Here is a 16,168-nt window from a genome sequence, read left to right as displayed (position 1 = left end):
TTGAGGAGGACGACGATGGATGCGACATCAAAACCGACCTGCCATATCGTGCGCCCCGACCATTCCTACGACGGAAAGCAGGGGCTGAGCTATTTCCAGGGCATCGCCGCCGAGACGGTCGGCGCCAAGGGCATCTGCATGCATCTTCTCACCATCCCGCCCGGCGTGCGCGCCAAGGCGCATCTTCACGAGGCGCACGAGACGGCGATCTACATGCTGTCGGGCGAGGCGCACACCTGGTACGGCGACGATCTCGAGCACCACGTCATCGTGCATGCCGGTGAGCTGTTCTACATCCCCGCCGGTGTGCCGCATCTGCCAGCCAATCTCAGCAGCACGCCCTGCACGGCGATCATCGCGCGTACCGATCCCAACGAGCAGGAGAGCGTTGTGCTGTTGCCGGAGCTGGATGGGAACGTGCCGGTGTGATGTCACTTGCATAGTGGCAGCGGCCCCCACTTTATGCCGGCATCCGAGGTGAAGCCGATGGTGTAGCCTTTCGGGCCATAGGTGATCTTTACCGTCTCCTCGCTTGCCGCTTCTTCGCCTTCGGCCTCGCAGGAGACCTTGGCGGTGAAGTTCTTGCCCTCGGTCTTCAGCACCTTCTCGATGGTGCAGGCGGAGGCCGCCGTGGTGATGGCTTCCGATGTCAGCAGGAAGAAGTTTTCCGATCCGGTGGATTCGCCCGACTTGGCGTAGGCGCATCCATCCTTGTTGCCGTAGCTCCCCTTGATCGGCAAGGTGTCGGCGCTTGCCGCGGAGGTCAGCGCGGCCAGCGAAACCAGTGTCAGAAACAGCCTGCCGCGCGCCATCGGTCACACCCCGCTTGCCGGAATGCCTGATCGTTCGACCTTGCGCGGCGCGGTGATTTCCTTCCAGGTCGAGAGCGCCTTCGAGACGGCGGTGACCGGTTCGCGCTTGACGAACTCGCCATGGCCCTCGCGGGTCTTCATTGTCTCTTCCTCGACGACGACCACGCCGCGGCTCAGCGTATAGCGCGGCAGGCCGGTCACCTGCTTGCCCTCGAAGACGTTGTAGTCGATCGCCGACTGTTGGGTCTTGGCCGAAACCGTCTTAGAGCGCTTCGGGTCCCAGACCACGAGGTCGGCATCGGCGCCGACGAGGATGGCGCCCTTGCGGGGGTAGATGTTGAGGATCTTGGCGATGTTGGTGGAGGTGACAGCGACGAATTCGTTCATCGTCAGGCGACCGGTGTTGACGCCGTAGGTCCAGAGCATCGGCATGCGGTCCTGAAGGCCGCCGGTACCATTGGGTATCTTGGTGAAATCGCCAACGCCGTAGCGCTTCTGGTCGGTGGTGAAGGCGCAGTGGTCGGTGGCGACGACCTGCAGCGAGCCGGAGGCGAGGCCGGCCCAGAGACTGTCCTGGTGCTGCTTGTTGCGGAAGGGGGGCGACATGACGCGGCGGGCGGCGTGGTCCCAGTCCTTGTCGAAATATTCGGTCTCGTCGAGCGTCAGGTGCTGGATTAGCGGCTCGCCATAGGCGCGAATGCCCTTCTGGCGGGCGCGGCGGATGGCTTCGTGAGCCTGTTCGCAGGAGGTGTGAACGATATAGACGGGGCAGCCGGCCATATCGGCGATCATGATGGCGCGGTTGGTGGCCTCGCCCTCGACTTCGGCGGGGCGGGAATAGGCGTGCGCCTCGGGGCCGTTATTGCCTTCGGCGAGCAGCTTCGCCGACATGGAGGCGACGACGTCGCCGTTTTCGGCGTGGACGAGCGGCAGCGCGCCAAGCTCGGCGCAGCGCTGGAACGAGGCGAACATCTCGTCGTCGTTCACCATCAGCGAGCCCTTGTAGGCCATGAAGTGCTTGAAGGTGTTGATGCCCTTGTCCTGAACGATCGTCTTCATCTCATTGAAGACCTGCTCGCTCCACCAGGTGATCGCCATGTGGAAGGAATAGTCGCAATTGGCGCGGGTGGATTTGTTGTCCCACATGGTGAGCGCTTCGAGCAGCGACTGGCCGGGGGCGGGGAGCGCGAAGTCGACCACCATCGTGGTGCCGCCGGCAAGGGCCGCGCGGGTGCCGCTGTCGAAGTCGTCGGAGGAATAGGTGCCCATGAAGGGCATTTCGAGATGGGTGTGCGGATCGATGCCGCCGGGCATGATGTAGCAGCCAGTGGCGTCGAGCGTCTCTGTTCCCGAGAGGTTGGGCCCGATCTCGACGATCTTGCCGCCATCGACCTTCACATCCGCCTTGTAGGTCAGGTCGGCGGTGACGATGGTGCCGTTCTTGATGACTGTGCTCATTGGTCGGGTTCCCTGTTTTTTATAAGACGGGGCACCGTTCACGGTGCCGTCGCGCCGTGTCCAGCAGTCTAATGAATATGAAATACGCCTTCCGGAAAATGCTCGTTGAAGGCTGGCTCAGGTCTCCACGAGATCGAGCCTGCACTCGACGCGCTCAAGGCGTTCATCGATGCGATCGACGCGCCGTGAGATGCTCGCATATTGCTGTTCGAGAAAACCAAGCCGCTCCTTGGTTTCGAGATGATATTGCGTGTGCGATCCGAGCGTTTCCTGAATCCGCTCGAGCGTTTCGTAGATAAGCTCGTTGGTGACCTTGTCTGACATTGCTCAATCCCTTTGAGGTGGACTTTCCATGCGCAGCAGGCGTTGGTCGACTCTATCGAGGCGGTTGGATAGGAGTGCGTAGTTGCCGGTGATCGTGGCCATGTGGCCTTCCAGTTGGCCCAAGCGCTGCTTGATGACCTGCATGTCGTCGGAAAGTCGCTCGACAGTGCCGCGTATGGCACGCAAGTGCTCAAGAATGAGGTTGTCAGACGACATGCACCAGCCTCCGTTGGCGGGAACTCACCCCTGGAATATAGGCGCAATTGGATCACGCCACAATCTCCGCCGTCTCCACCACCGCGTGGAACAGCACGTCCGCGCCGGCCGAGGCCCATTCCTTGGAGATCTCCTCCGCCTCGTTGTGGCTGAGGCCGCCGACGCAGGGGCACATGACCATGGTTGCGGGCGCCACCTTGGCGGCCCAGCAGGCGTCGTGGCCGGCGCCGGAGATGATGTTCATGTGGCTGTAGCCGAGGCGATCGGCGGCGTTGCGGACGGCGTCCACCAGCTTCGGGTCGAAGGTGACGGGGTCGAAGTGGCCGACGGCCTCGACCGAGCAGCCGACGCCCAGCGCTTCGCAAATCTTGGCGGCTTCCGCCTCGATCTTTGCGCGCATGCGGTCGAGCTTGGTCTGGTCGGGGGTACGGATGTCGACGGTGAAGACGACCTTGCCGGGAAGCACGTTGCGGGAGTTGGGCGAGAAGAAGACCTGGCCGACGCCGCCGACGGCGCCCGGCTGCTCGCCCATCGCCACGCCCTGCACCATTTCCATGATGCGCGACATCGCAAGCCCGGCATTGACGCGCAGGTTCATCGGGGTGGAGCCGGTGTGGGCTTCGCGGCCTGTCAGCGTGAATTCCAGCCACCACAGGCCCTGGCAGTGGGTGACGACGCCGATCTGCTTGTTTTCGGCTTCGAGGATCGGTCCCTGCTCGATGTGATATTCGAAATAGGCGTGCATTTTTCGAGCGCCCACCTCTTCCTCGCCAAGCCAGCCGATGCGCTTCAGCTCGTCGCCATAGGTCTTGCCCTCGGGGTCCTTGCGGGAATAGGCGTAGTCGATGTCGTGGACGCCGGCGAAGACGCCGGAGGCAAGCATGGCGGGGGCGAAGCGGGCGCCTTCCTCGTTGGCCCAGTTGGTGACGACGATCGGGTGCTTCGTCTTGATGCCCATGTCGTTCATCGTGCGCACGACCTCGAGCGCGGCGAGCACGCCGAGAACGCCGTCATACTTGCCGCCGGTCGGCTGCGTATCCAGATGCGAGCCGACATAGACGGGAAGCGCGTCGGGATCGGTGCCGGGGCGGGTTGCGAACATCGTGCCCATCTTGTCGACGCCCATGGTCATGCCAGCGGCGTCGCACCATGTCTTGAAGAGGCTGCGGCCCTCGGCATCGGCGTCGGTCAGCGTCTGGCGGTTGTTGCCGCCCGCGATCCCCGGGCCGATCTTCGCCATATCCATGAGACTGTCCCAGAGACGGTCCCCGTTGACGCGCATGTTCTCGCCTGGTGCTGCCACCATATCCGTATTCCTCACCAGTTTTTACGCGGCGCATGCGTGAGGCATGTCCGCTTGTTCCCGTGGTCAGTTTCAGCGCCGTTGTTGTTTTGTTAGCGTCTGAAAATCGTCAGTTGCCTTTGATTTGCTTCTGACGGATAATTTGACCGACTGGTAAACATTACAACTTCCGGCGTCGGGCTCAAGGCGAAAATCAGGAAAATTACCGACAAAATTCAGGGCAGATGCTCAGTTTTTCGGCACTGTATCGCCGCCGCTTAAAGTTGACTGAAATAGTTGAATTTGAAAGAGAAAAATTAGCGAGATGGCGATCCCGAGAGCTGCGAAAACACAGCGGCGCACCCGCATCCAGGAGGAGAAAGAAGAACAGATCCTGGAAGCGGCGCTCGATGTGTTTTCGGTGAGCGGTTTCCGTGGCTCGACGATCGACCAGATCGCCGAGGTGGCGGGCATGTCGAAGCCCAATCTGCTCTATTATTTCCGCACCAAGGAAGCGATGCACCGGGCGCTGATCGACCGCGTGCTGTTCACCTGGCTCGAACCGCTGCGCGCCTTCAACGCGCAAGGCAATCCCGAGAGCGAGATCCGCGGCTATATCCGCCGCAAGCTGGAAATGGCGCGGGATTTTCCTCGCGAGAGCCGGCTGTTCGCCAACGAGGTGCTGCAGGGCGCGCCGCATATCGAGGACGAGTTGAAGGGGCCGCTGAAGGAACTCGTCGACGAGAAGGCCGCAGTCATTCGTAGCTGGGCCAAGGCCGGCAAGATCGTCAAGTGCGATCCCTACCACCTGATCTTCTCGATCTGGTCGACGACGCAGCATTACGCCGACTTCGACGTGCAGGTGCGTGCCGTGCTCGGGCAGGCACACTCCGGCGAGGGGCGGTTCGAGGACGCGGCGCGTTTTCTCGAACAGCTCTTCGTGGACGGCCTCAGCGTGCGGACGAACCAGCCGGCGTCATGATTTGACGATCGGCGCGATGCGCGACAGGGCGCTTGCGACACTCTCGATCGTATAAGGCTTCTGCAGCAGGTTGGCGCCAAGGGCGCCATAGGCCTGCGATACCCCTTCGCCGTAACCCGTCGCCAATATCAGCGGCACGCCCTTCGCCGCCAGCCTTTCGGCCACGGTGATGCTCGTTTCCTCGCCGAGGTGGACGTCGAGAACGGCCAGGTCGAATTTGCGGCTATCGATCGCCACCAGGGCATTCGAGACATTCGGCGCAAGCGATACGCTATGGGCGCCGAGCTGCAGGAAGATGTCCTCGCCATCCATGGCGATGATGAGATTGTCCTCGACAAGCAAGATGTCGAGCCCGTCCAGCGGCCGGTCCTTGATCGTCTCCAGAATGGCCTTGGCCGATTGCAGCGATTGCTCCGGCAACAGGGACACCGCGCCATCGGCGAAGGTCGCGAACTTCTCGGGGATCAGGAAATGCGCCTCGAGGCCTTCAGGCTCATAGCGCACATCCGCCTGGCCGCCGAGCTCATAGGGGATCGAGCGGCGGATGATCGTCGTGCCGAAGCCCTGGCGGGTCGGCTGCTTGACGGGCGGGCCATCGCTTTCTCGCCAGTGGATGACGAGATTGCCGGCATCGTCCTTGTGCCAATCGACCCCGACGGTGCCGCTGTCGCATAGGCTGCCGTACTTGGCGCTATTGGTCACCAATTCGTGGAACACCAGCGCCGAGATCGAAAACGCCTGCGGCGCGAGCAGCACTTCCGGCCCGTTCATGATGATGCGCGCGGCATTCGGGCCGAGATAGGCGGCGGCTTCGGCCTGCAACAGCGCGCGCAGCGGCGCCGGCGCCCAGTGATCTCGGGTGATCTGGTCGTGCGCGCGCGACAGCGCCTGCACGCGGCCCTCGAGATGGCCGATGAACTCGTCGGTGCTGTCAGTCGTGCCGCGCGACTGGCGGATCAGGCCGCTGATGAGGCTCAATATGTTGCGCACGCGGTGGTTCAGTTCGGCGATCAGCAGTTCCTGGCGTTCGTTGGCCTGCTGGCGCACGGCGTTGGCTTCATCGGTCAGCCGCAGCACGACCTCGATCAGCGTGACGCGAATGGTTTCGGCAACGCGGCGTTCGGCAGCGGAGAAGGGCTGCGAGTGCTGGCGCACCAGCTCGGACCAGGTTTCGAAGCTCTTGCGCGGCGTCAGGCGCGGACCGTTCGGGCCGTATTCGACGGGCTTGTGCGGATCGCCCGCCCAGCGCACGGAGCGCACGATCTCCTGGCGGAACAGAACCACGTAGTCGCGCGGCGAGCGCGAGATCGGAATGGCGATCAGCCCGGCCACGATGTCGCCGGACATCGTCCCCGGCCATGTCTCGGCGATGCTGTCGGTCGAAAACACGCGGCCGGCCGAGTTGCGGTTGAGGACACGGACGAGCTCGCCGAATTCGGCCTGCGACGGCGTGATGCCGTTCAGTGCCGAGCGGCCGTTGATCCATACGCCGATGCCATCGGCCGGGATCGCGTCGGCCAGCGCGTCAATCAGCCAGGAGGGATCGTCGAGCAGGCTTGCATTGTCGGCGACCGAGGTCAGCAGCCGGTCGGCGATCTGGCGGGCCTTGGTTTCGAACTCCAGCGCAAGCCGCCGCTCGCGGCTCTCCAGCCGTGAGGCGAACATCTGGCCGAACAGTTCCGATGTCGTGCGCCGCTCGAAGGAGGGCAGGCGGGCGGAATAGTGATGGCAGGCAAACAGGCCCCAGAGCTTGCCGTCGACGACGATCGAGATCGACAGCGAGGCGCCGACGCCCATGTTCTTCAGATACTCGATATGGATGGGCGACACCGAGCGCAGGATCGACATGGAGAGATCGAGCGAGCGTCCATGCGCATCTATCTCCGGCACAAGCGGCACGTTGACGGCGTCGATGTCGGCGATGATGCGGAAGAGATTGCGAGTGTAGAGCGCCCGCGCCTGCACGGGAATGTCGGAGGCCGGGTAATGCAGGCCGAGGAACGAGCCGATGCCGGCACGCGCTGCTTCCGCCACCACTTCGCCGGCGCCGCTTTCATCGAAGCGGTAGACCATGACGCGGTCGAAGCCGGTGAGCGCGCGGGCCTGGCGGGCGCCTTCGCGGAAGAAGGCCTCCAGCGTTTCGGCCTGGTCGAGACGGCCCATCATGCTGCGGATCGACACCGGCGAGCCGCCTTGCGCGCCCTCCTGCGAGGGCTCGGCCTCGATCACCACCTGATCGTCGCTCATGTGGATGGCGATGTCGAAGAGCGGGCCGCCTTCGGAAAGCTCGATGCCGAAGAGGCGTTCCACCACGTCTGGGCCGCGCATGATGCTCAGCCGGTTGCGCAGCGTGTGCATGGTCTTGCCGCTGATGACGCGTGAGACAGGCTGGCCGATGATCTCATCGCAGGCGATGCCGACGAACTGTTCGAGGTTGGCGGAAGCGCGCGCCACCATCCAGTCCGATGACACGACGAGCAGGAAGCCGAAAGGTTGGATCGCGCCGAGGCGATGGATGGGTTCGCGGTCGCAATTGGTAAGGTCGACCTTGCCGAAATTCTCGCTCGAATTCTCGCTCACGACTGATCATGCTCCCGATCATAGGGGGCAGCGTCTGCCATCGGGCGAACTGGAAAAACGTCTGCCGCTGCGTGGCAATCGCTGGTGTGGGCGCGAAGCGCGCTGCAAGGGGGCATGCTGTGGGATTTCCAGTTTTCGGTTCGGGACGCGAGACAGATCTCTAATGAGCAGGATGAAATATGCGTCAAGCCATCCGGATTTCCACCCGCCGGGCAGGAAATTTCACTGCATCAAGGACTTCGCCTGTTTGCGCGCGGTTTTCTGCCTGATCTCGTAGACCTGCCGGACCTCATGTCTTCGCTGGTCGCGCCTGTCGTCCGCGGGGATTTCCGAGAGCCACGCGATGGCTATGTCCGTGAACGCGCCGTCGGCAGGGATGAGGAGATCGGTCTCATCGAGCTGCTTGCGGATGCAGCCGCGATCATAGGCAATGACGTCGTTTCCGGAGGCCTTGGCTTCGAAGACGACCAAGGGCTGGGCTTCATTGGCGTAGGTCGTCGGGAAGACGAAGACGTCGATATCGCGGTAGAACTTCGCCTTGTCGTCGCCAAGCACGCGGCCGCGATAATCGAGCGCGCCGGCAAATTCACCAAGCGCCGCATCGATCATGGCGCGGTCGTCGCTGTCAGTCGCCGGACCGGCAAGAACGGCGCGGATCGGCAAGCCTTGCAGGATCGCCTGTCGCAGCAGATCGAGAAAGGTCTCCAGTCCCTTGGCGCGGCTGAGGTTGCTGAGCATGCCGATCGTCAGTGGGCGGGCGGGGATCGCTGCGTCCTCGATCTGCGGGGGCACGAAGGCGGCGTTGGAGATGATGGCGGTGTGCAGGCGCCGCTCATAGGTGTCGGTGAAGCTGTCGCGCATCATGCCGCAGAGAAAGACATGCGTGAGGTCGGGAGCGGCGAGCGCCAGGATGGCGCGCATGGTGAGGCGCGGCCGGTCGATATAGCGAAAGCTGTGGTGATGAAGATAGGTCGGGTAGGCGAAGAGCCGGGCGAAGGCCACCAGCAGCAGCGTGTAGAGCTGGCCGAAACCGCCGTCGCAGGCGAGGTAGCAGGCCTTGTCTGGGTGTCCGCGGTCGCGTGCGAGGCTGGCGAGCGCGGCGAAGACCCTGATTGCCTTTGCCGGATGCCGCCAGAGGCGGGAACCGCCTGCCGGTGGCGAGAGGTTGCTGGTGACGACGGTGTGGTCTTCCAAGAGCAGCTCCACCATCGCAGCGGTGGCGAAGGAGAAGCCGTGGAGCGGCGGCGGCAGCGGGCCGATGGCAACGATATGACGGGTCATGCGGGCCACCTCTTGAGCCTGCGATGACTATGCGCGCCGGCGCGGAAAACTCAATCTCCCCGTTCGGCGCATATGCCCGCCGCTATGCTGTAGCGTTGGACGATCCGGTTTCGAAATCGAAGCCTTCGTCCGCCCAGCCGGTCATGCCGCCGATCATCACCTTGACCCGGTAGCCGAGTTTGGCGAGGCGTAGGGCGGCCTTGTCTGTGCCGTTGCAATGCGGGCCGGCGCAGTAGACGACGAAGAGCGCGTCCGCAGGCCACGCGGACATACGATGCGCGGTCATCTTGCCGTGCGGCAGGTTCTGGGCGCCGGGCACATGCGACAGCGCAAACATCGCGGGAGAGCGGACGTCGAGGAGAACGAAGTCGATTCGCCCCGATGCAAGCGAGGCGTGAACGTCCCAGCAATCGGTCTCGAAGGCGAGCTTGCGGGCATAGTAGGCTGCAATCGCCTCCGGTGCTGCGGCCGGGGTTTCGGCGACGTAGCTTGGTGTCGCGGGCTGCTGTTCGGGGATCATGTCGGTCATCGGTGTCTCCTGTCGTTGCTGTTGCCGCAGAAGATGCGCGATGATACGTGTTGGCGAAACTGGCCATAATGACGACTGGCGTAAAGATCATGCCAAATGCTGCCGCACTATCAGGCCCCAAGGTCGCCGTGCTCGTCTATGACGGCCTGTGCACCTTCGAATTCGGCATCGCCTATGAGGTCTTCGGCTTGCCGAGGCCGGAGATGGGGGCGAATTGGTACCGATTTCGCGCCTGCGGCGTCGAACCCGGGCCGCTTCGCGCGGCCGGAGGGCTGAGCGTGACCGTAGACGGCGGTCTCGACGATCTCGAGGATGCCGATCTGATCGTCGTTCCCGGCTGGCGGGCGATCGATGCGCCGGTGCCCGACGGGCTGACAAAGGCGTTGCAAGCGGCGCATAGGCGAGGGGCGCGGATCATGTCGCTATGCTCAGGCGTTGCGGTTCTGGCCGCCTCGGGATTGCTTGCGGGCAAGCGGGCGACGACGCACTGGCGCTATGTCGCTTCCGTCGCCGAGCGCTATCCCGAGATCGGGCTTGATGCCGATGTGCTTTATATGGACGAAGGGCGGATGCTGACGGCGGCGGGCAGTGCGGCCGGCATCGATCTCTGCCTGCATGTGGTGCGCGGCGATTTCGGCGCGGAGGCGGCCAATTCGGTCGCCCGGCGCCTCGTCGTGCCGCCGCATCGCGAGGGCGGGCAGGCGCAGTTCATCCGCGCGCCCGTGCCGCAACCGCGCGAAGGCGTGCGGCTCGGGCCGCTCATCGAATGGATGCGGTCGCGGCTCAACGAGGAGCAGCCGATCAGCCTCCTTGCGGCCAAGGCGGGGATGAGCCAGCGCACATTCCAGCGCCGCTTCGAGGCGACGACGGGATCGAGCGTCGGCGAATGGCTGCTCACCGAGCGGCTGCGGCATGCGCGCGAACTCCTGGAGCGGGAGGGCGAAGCATCGCTCGACGACATCGCCACCGCCTGCGGCTTCGGAACGCCGGCAACGATGCGGCATCACTTTCGTCGACGGCTGGGGACCAGCCCGGGCGCTTATCGGAAGGTGTTTTCGGGTGGTGTTACGGATGCGAGCCGGGGCGATAGGGCTTGACGTTGATGTCGTTCTCGCGCTTGCGGGCCTGAGCGATGTCGAAGCTGTTTTGCATGCGCATCAGCGTATCCATGGAAAGCCCGAACGCCTTCTCGAACCGCAACGCCATTTCCGGCGAGAGTGACGCGCGCTCGTTGAGCAGGGCGGAAAGGGCAGGGCGGGTCACGCCGAGGACGCGCGCGGCATCGGTTACCGACAGCGCGAGTTCTTCCAAGACCTCGTGCTTCAGAAAGTCGCCGGGATAGGCGGGGCTCTTCACGCGAATACCAAGTGCGTCCGTCATTGTGGCTATCCTTCGCGTTGCGATCTGACGCCATGATGACGGGCATGTCTCTGCGGCGCAACTCTGCTCTGTGCAAAGAAAAGGTGCCGCGGAGCGTTCCGCGACACCTCCGATCTTACTCCGCAGCCTGCCTGGCCATCGGGTTGTTCGGGTGCGTCGTCCAGTTGGCGTAGTTGGGGTCGACGGTCTTGCCGGTGCGTTCGTCGAGGCTGCCCATGGGTAGCTGCTCCATGGTGATGCAGTTTTCGACGGGACAGACGTTGACGCAGAGGTTGCAGCCGACGCATTCGTCTTCCATCACCTCGAAGTGCCTGACACCGTTGACGAATTGCGTGATCGCCTGGTGCGAGGTGTCCTCGCAGGCGATGTGGCAGCGGCCGCACTTGATGCAGGCGTCCTGGTCGATCTTCGCCTTGGCGATGTAGTTGAGGTTCAGATACTGCCAGTCGGAGACATTGGGCACGGCGCGGCCGGTAATGTCGTCGAGGTTGCGGTGGCCCTTGGCGTCCATCCAGTCGGAGAGGCCCGAGATCATCTCCTGGACGATCTTGAAACCGTAGGTCATCGCCGCCGTGCAGACCTGCACGTTGCCGGCGCCGAGCGCCAGGAACTCGGCGGCATCCCGCCAGGTGGTGACGCCGCCGATGCCTGATATCGGCAGGCCCTGGGTTTCCGGATCGCGGGCGATCTCGGCCACCATGTTGAGCGCGATCGGCTTGACCGCCGGGCCGCAATAGCCGCCATGGCTGCCGCGTCCGTCGATCGAGGGTTCCGGCGAGAAGGTGTCGAGATTGACCGAGGTGATCGAGTTGATCGTGTTGATCAGCGACACCGCGTCCGTGCCACCGGCTTTTGCTGCGCGGGCAGGCTTCCTGATGTCGGTGATGTTGGGCGTCAGCTTGGTGATGACGGGCATGCGAGTGTACTGCTTGCACCAGCGCACCACCATCTCGATATACTCAGGCACCTGGCCGACGGCGGCACCCATGCCGCGTTCAGACATGCCGTGCGGACAGCCGAAGTTGAGTTCGATGCCGTCGGCGCCGGTTTCTTCCACCAGCGGCAGGATCGCCTTCCAGCTCTCCTCTTCGCAGGGGACCATGATCGAGGCGATCAGCGCGCGGTCCGGCCAGTTCATCTTTACCTGCTTCATTTCGCGCAGGTTGGTGTAGAGGTCGCGGTCGGTGATGAGCTCGATGTTGTTCAAGCCGAGCAGGCGGCGGTCGGCGCCCCAGATCGCGCCGTAGCGCGGCCCGTTGACGTTGACGACGGGCGGGCCTTCCTCACCCAGCGTCTTCCAGACCACGCCGCCCCAGCCCGCCTTGAAGGCGCGCTCGACGTTGTAGGCCTTGTCTGTCGGCGGCGCCGAGGCGAGCCAAAAGGGGTTCGGCGATTTGATGCCGACGAAATTGTTGCGGAGATCAGCCATGGTTCACTCTCCCCTTCAGGCGACGGCAACGGCCGGCTGCGCATCGGCAGCCAGCATGCGGTGAATGGATTCGGCGGCGTCGCGGCCATTGGCGACGGCCGAGACGGTGAGGTCGTTGCCGCCGAAGACGCAGTCGCCGCCGGCCCAGACGCCGTCAAGCGAGGTGCGGCCTTCGGCATCGACGACGATGCGGCCGGATTCCAGGCGCAGGCTTCCGAGGCTCGACGAGACGAGCGCCTGGCCGATCGCCTTGAAGATCTGGTCGGCGGCAATGACACCGGTTTCGCCGGTGGTTGCCAGGCGGCCTTCAGAGAGCGTTGTGTATTCGACCTCCAGGGCCGCGACCTTGCCGTCCTGCGCAAGGATCGCCTTCGGCGCCAGCCAGTGACGGATGATGACGCCCTTGGAGGTTGCCAGATCCTGCTCGAACTCGGAGGCGTTCATGTGCTCCTTGCCACGGCGGTAGCAGATGGTCACTTCCTCGGCGCCCAAAAGCTTTGCCTGCACGGCCGCATCGATGGCGGTGATGCCGCCGCCGAGCACGATGACGCGGCGGCCGATGGCGATGTCGGCCTTGTTGTCGGTCTGGCGCAGCGCAGCGATGAAATCGACGGCGTCGTCGACGCCTGCGAGGTTTTCGCCCTCGACGCGCAGCGCGTTGACGCCCGATAGGCCGATGCCGAGGAAGACGGCGTCATACTGCGACTGCAGGTCGGCGAGCTGGAAGTCGCGGCCGAGCAGTTGGCCGTGCCTGACCTCGATGCCGCCGATCGAGAGCACATAATCGACTTCCTTCTGCGCGAAGCCGTCGACGGACTTGTAGGTGGCGATGCCGTATTCATTGAGGCCGCCGGATTTCGGCTTGGCGTCGTAGATCACGACCTCGTGGCCCTTGACGGCCAGGCGGTGCGCGGCGGCGAGGCCGGCCGGGCCGGCGCCGACGACGGCGATCTTCTTACCTGATGAAGCGGCGCGGGTGTAATACTGCTTGCCCGCCTGCATCGCGGCATCGGTGGCGTAGCGCTGCAGGCGGCCGATCTCGACGGGGCGTTCCTCGGCCGCGTTGCGCACACAGGCCTGCTCGCAGAGCTCTTCGGTGGGACAGACGCGGGCGCACATGCCGCCCAGGATGTTCTGGTCGAAGATGGTCTTGGCGGAGCCCAGCGGATTGCCAGTCGATATCTGCCGGATGAAGAGCGGGATATCGATGGCGGTGGGACAGGCCGTCATACAGGGCGCGTCATAACAGAAATAACAGCGGTCGGAGGCGACCAGAGCCTCGTGCTTGTCGAGGCGGGGGTGAAGATCGGAGAAATTCTTGTCATACTCGGTGGGCGAAAGCCGGCCAGCATGAATCCCAGTGTCCAGACGTTCCATTGAAGTTCCCTCATTATAGGTAAACGGCCAGTGGAACGAAGCGTAACTCAGGATAAAAAATTTATCAAACGGTAAAATTTTAGCATGAGACGGGCTTGGTGGTCGCCGTATCATGCTGTTTTATAACGGTTTTTCGATTTTTAGTTGATTGCTGTCAAATTGCTCGATGGGCGCTTGCGGCCGCGCCGATCTTCACAGCGGAAGAATAATTGAAAAAATCAGAGATTTTTCGTGAAGGGCGGGAACCATTCCTCGCACAGCCCGTTATGGCGATATCCGAATGGTGATCGCATCGACCCAAAAATGCGCGCCCCCAAACCACCTTCGGATCACACTCACGGTCCCCTCCCGGTGAGTGAAAACAGCCGGTGCGCCGCCCTCGCACTGGCTGTTTTCTTGTGCGCGGTATTCAGTAAAAATCGATGGAATGTTGGATGACGACGGTCAGACGCCGCCGACCTGCTGCGGCGCGCGCTTGAGGATCTCGAATTCGGTGTCGGGGATCAGCAGGTGATACTCGATGCGGCCTGGCGTCAGGCGCAGATCGGCCTTGCCATTGACCGACGAGGGCACGACGCGCTCGAGCACGATGCGGCCGAAGCTGTTGTCGCTGAATTCGTGGACTTCGTCGTTGGGTAGCGTTTCGGTCCAGGTGAAGCTGATCGCCTTGCGGTCGCCGTGCATGGTTTCCTGACAGTCGAGCGCGATCGCTGGCGCGCCGCCGGCAATGGCGCCGAAGGTCGCCGAGTTGACGATCAACTCGTGGAGCGCAAGGCCGACATGGACCGCTGCGTTCGGGGTCAGGTGAACATTGAGCCCGGTGACGGGAAGGGGGCCGGCGCTCTCCGGCCAATAGGGAGCGAACTGTTTGCGTGTGAGTTCGAAGAGGAAGGCGCCGCGCCAGCTACTGTCGGTGATAAGGTCCTGCGAGTTCGACAGCGACTGGAGCCGGCCACGGAATTTTACCAGGAAGCTGTCGAGTGACAGCGTGTTGCGGGCTGTCTGCGTGGCGATGCCCTGGATGATGGCAAGCAGGTTTTTCGAGCGGTGCGACAGTTCGCGCAGAAGCGATTTCAGCACCTTCTCGCGGTGTCTGGTCTCGGTGATCTCGGTGATGATAGACAGCAGTCCGATTTCGTGGCCAAGCGTGACGCGCTGCACCTTGATTTCGTAGGTGCGCATCTCGCCGTCGATGGCGATGTCAGCCTCCGTGCTGGCCGGGGCGCCGGTTTCCAGCACCTTGCGCTTCAGTGTTTCGAGATTGCGTGCGTGGACTTCGCCGAACATGTCGGCATCGCTGCCTCCGGGGAGAACGGCGTGTTCAAGATGCGCGGGGAGGTTCTCGGCGTAGACGATGCCGAGATCGGGATCCTGATAGACAACGGCGATGCCGGCGCTTGCGAGCGCCCGCTCCATCAAGAGCTCTTTGCCTTCCAATGCGAAGGGCGTGCCGGCCAATGGTCCAGTCCTCTTCACCCAGCCGCCTTTCCTTCAATCCGTTTATGCCGCCAGCAGACCCTAAAGTCCGCCCACCGCTTCTTTTTAGAGGCAAGCGCTAGATAAAATCTTAATATCCGGGGAGCGCTGCAGATGGACTGGAACGCTCCCCCTTTCGCATTGTTCCGCAATGGCTGAAATATAGCGTCAGGCGGCTGCCTTCGTGCTTTCATTGAAGAAAAGCGCCTGGCTGATCAGAGCTTTGACCATGTCAGGGTTGAATGGCTTGGTGACGAGGAAGGTCGGCTCGGGGCGCTCACCGGTCAGAAGGCGCTCGGGGAAGGCGGTGATGAAGATCACCGGAACGCTCGAGGTCTTGAGGATGTCGTTGACCGCGTCGATACCCGAGCTGCCGTCGGCAAGCTGGATGTCGGCGAGAACCATGCTCGGCTTGGTCTTGTTGTAGAGCGCCACGGCTTCCGTGTGGGTGCGGGCGATGCCGGTGACGCGGTGGCCGAGGCTTTCGACCATCTGCTCGATATCCATGGCAATCAGCGGTTCGTCCTCGATGATCATGATATCGGTCGCGACCTGGCGGGAGATTTCACGCGATGCGCTGTCGAGCAGGGTCGCCACTTCGCTCTCCTCGCTGTCGAGGATTTCGGCGATTTCACCGACGCGGAAGTTTTCGACCGAGGCCAGGATGAAGGCCTGGCGGGCGCGCGGCGAGACCTTGCCGAGGTTGATGGTGGCGCGCTGCTCCCAGGCGTAGGGGGAGGAGGGCTCTGGAATCTGCACTGTCGAGGAACCAAACAGCGTCGTGAACAGTTTGTAGAGTGCGACGCGGTCGTTCGATGTGTCAGGGAAAATGGATATATCGGCAATGATTGCCTCAAGCACTGCGGCGACATACGCGTCGCCTGATGTCTGTGTGCCGGTCAACGCCCGTGAATAGCGGCGCAGATAAGGAAGGTGCGGCGCAATTCGAGTAGAAAGTGTCATAGAAAGCTCCCATAAGCAGGGCCGAAAAACAGCTCCAGTGCATCGAGAACGCACACTACCGGAAAAAAGTTCCAGATGA

Annotated in this window: 16 protein-coding genes; 3 read left to right on the top strand and 13 right to left on the bottom strand. The window is 63.0% G+C overall.

The genetic code is table 11. The annotated features are described in order from the left end of the window. Positions 1-15: 15 nt before the first annotated feature. Entirely contained in the window at positions 16-429 is a 414-nt protein-coding gene (locus tag ACODTZ_RS17895) for a cupin domain-containing protein (protein ID WP_047514486.1), read from the top strand. A gap of 2 nt (positions 430-431) precedes the next feature. On the opposite strand, the gene ACODTZ_RS17890 is transcribed toward ACODTZ_RS17895, so the two are convergent. The 5 genes from ACODTZ_RS17890 to ACODTZ_RS17870 form a co-directional block, all read right to left on the bottom strand. Further along, positions 432-812 carry a hypothetical protein gene (locus ACODTZ_RS17890; protein ID WP_489027051.1) on the bottom strand — a complete coding sequence of 127 codons (381 nt, stop codon included), beginning with the start codon at positions 810-812 and terminating at the stop codon, positions 432-434. A 3-nt stretch (positions 813-815) separates the two neighbouring features. Next, on the bottom strand, positions 816-2,270 hold the full coding sequence (gene hydA / locus ACODTZ_RS17885; RefSeq protein WP_489027050.1) for a dihydropyrimidinase: 1,455 nt from the start codon (positions 2,268-2,270) through the stop codon (positions 816-818). Positions 2,271-2,387: 117 nt separating this feature from the next. Next, positions 2,388-2,594 (bottom strand): hypothetical protein, encoded by a 207-nt coding sequence (locus ACODTZ_RS17880; protein ID WP_489027049.1) that lies wholly within the window; start codon positions 2,592-2,594, stop codon positions 2,388-2,390. Between the two features lie 3 nt (positions 2,595-2,597). After that, a complete protein-coding gene (locus ACODTZ_RS17875; protein ID WP_489027048.1) occupies positions 2,598-2,810 on the bottom strand; it encodes a hypothetical protein in 213 nt (70 codons plus the stop codon). 52 nt (positions 2,811-2,862) lie between these two features. Beyond that, positions 2,863-4,116, bottom strand: coding sequence for a Zn-dependent hydrolase (locus ACODTZ_RS17870; protein ID WP_489027047.1), 1,254 nt, complete (start codon positions 4,114-4,116; stop codon positions 2,863-2,865). A 301-nt stretch (positions 4,117-4,417) separates the two neighbouring features. Between ACODTZ_RS17870 and ACODTZ_RS17865 the strand changes: the two genes are divergently transcribed. Beyond that, on the top strand, positions 4,418-5,074 hold the full coding sequence (locus ACODTZ_RS17865) for a TetR family transcriptional regulator C-terminal domain-containing protein (protein WP_289729183.1): 657 nt from the start codon (positions 4,418-4,420) through the stop codon (positions 5,072-5,074). Here ACODTZ_RS17865 and ACODTZ_RS17860 read toward each other — a convergent pair. From ACODTZ_RS17860 to ACODTZ_RS17850, 3 genes are all read right to left on the bottom strand, one after another. Continuing rightward, positions 5,069-7,654, bottom strand: a complete 2,586-nt coding sequence (locus ACODTZ_RS17860) for an HWE histidine kinase domain-containing protein (protein WP_489027046.1) — start codon at positions 7,652-7,654, stop codon at positions 5,069-5,071. The genes ACODTZ_RS17865 and ACODTZ_RS17860 overlap by 6 nt on opposite strands. A gap of 222 nt (positions 7,655-7,876) precedes the next feature. Next, positions 7,877-8,935, bottom strand: a complete 1,059-nt coding sequence (locus ACODTZ_RS17855; protein ID WP_489027045.1) for a glycosyltransferase family 4 protein — start codon at positions 8,933-8,935, stop codon at positions 7,877-7,879. Positions 8,936-9,017: 82 nt separating this feature from the next. Next, the gene (locus tag ACODTZ_RS17850; protein ID WP_489027191.1) at positions 9,018-9,455 is read right to left on the bottom strand and encodes a rhodanese-like domain-containing protein; all 438 of its coding nucleotides are present in this window, start codon (positions 9,453-9,455) and stop codon (positions 9,018-9,020) included. 77 nt (positions 9,456-9,532) lie between these two features. Between ACODTZ_RS17850 and ftrA the strand changes: the two genes are divergently transcribed. Then, positions 9,533-10,561, top strand: a complete 1,029-nt coding sequence (gene ftrA / locus ACODTZ_RS17845) for a transcriptional regulator FtrA (RefSeq protein ID WP_489027044.1) — start codon at positions 9,533-9,535, stop codon at positions 10,559-10,561. Here the strand turns inward: ftrA and ACODTZ_RS17840 are convergent. The 5 genes from ACODTZ_RS17840 to ACODTZ_RS17820 all read right to left on the bottom strand — a co-directional run bounded on the left by ACODTZ_RS17840 (position 10,530) and on the right by ACODTZ_RS17820 (position 16,089). Continuing rightward, positions 10,530-10,844 carry a HigA family addiction module antitoxin gene (locus tag ACODTZ_RS17840; RefSeq protein ID WP_489027043.1) on the bottom strand — a complete coding sequence of 105 codons (315 nt, stop codon included), beginning with the start codon at positions 10,842-10,844 and terminating at the stop codon, positions 10,530-10,532. The genes ftrA and ACODTZ_RS17840 overlap by 32 nt on opposite strands. Before the next feature lie 115 nt (positions 10,845-10,959). Then, positions 10,960-12,273 (bottom strand): NAD-dependent dihydropyrimidine dehydrogenase subunit PreA, encoded by a 1,314-nt coding sequence (preA, locus tag ACODTZ_RS17835; RefSeq protein WP_489027042.1) that lies wholly within the window; start codon positions 12,271-12,273, stop codon positions 10,960-10,962. A gap of 15 nt (positions 12,274-12,288) precedes the next feature. Beyond that, complete coding sequence (locus ACODTZ_RS17830) at positions 12,289-13,650, bottom strand: NAD(P)-dependent oxidoreductase (RefSeq protein WP_489027041.1); 1,362 nt, start codon at positions 13,648-13,650, stop codon at positions 12,289-12,291. 444 nt (positions 13,651-14,094) lie between these two features. Then, a complete protein-coding gene (locus tag ACODTZ_RS17825) occupies positions 14,095-15,108 on the bottom strand; it encodes an HWE histidine kinase domain-containing protein (protein WP_489027189.1) in 1,014 nt (337 codons plus the stop codon). Between the two features lie 186 nt (positions 15,109-15,294). Beyond that, positions 15,295-16,089 (bottom strand): response regulator, encoded by a 795-nt coding sequence (locus ACODTZ_RS17820; protein WP_047514451.1) that lies wholly within the window; start codon positions 16,087-16,089, stop codon positions 15,295-15,297. Positions 16,090-16,168 lie beyond the last annotated feature (79 nt).

Source organism: Rhizobium sp. FG113, assembly GCF_057809895.1.
This window is presented reverse-complemented; position numbering and strand designations above follow the sequence as displayed.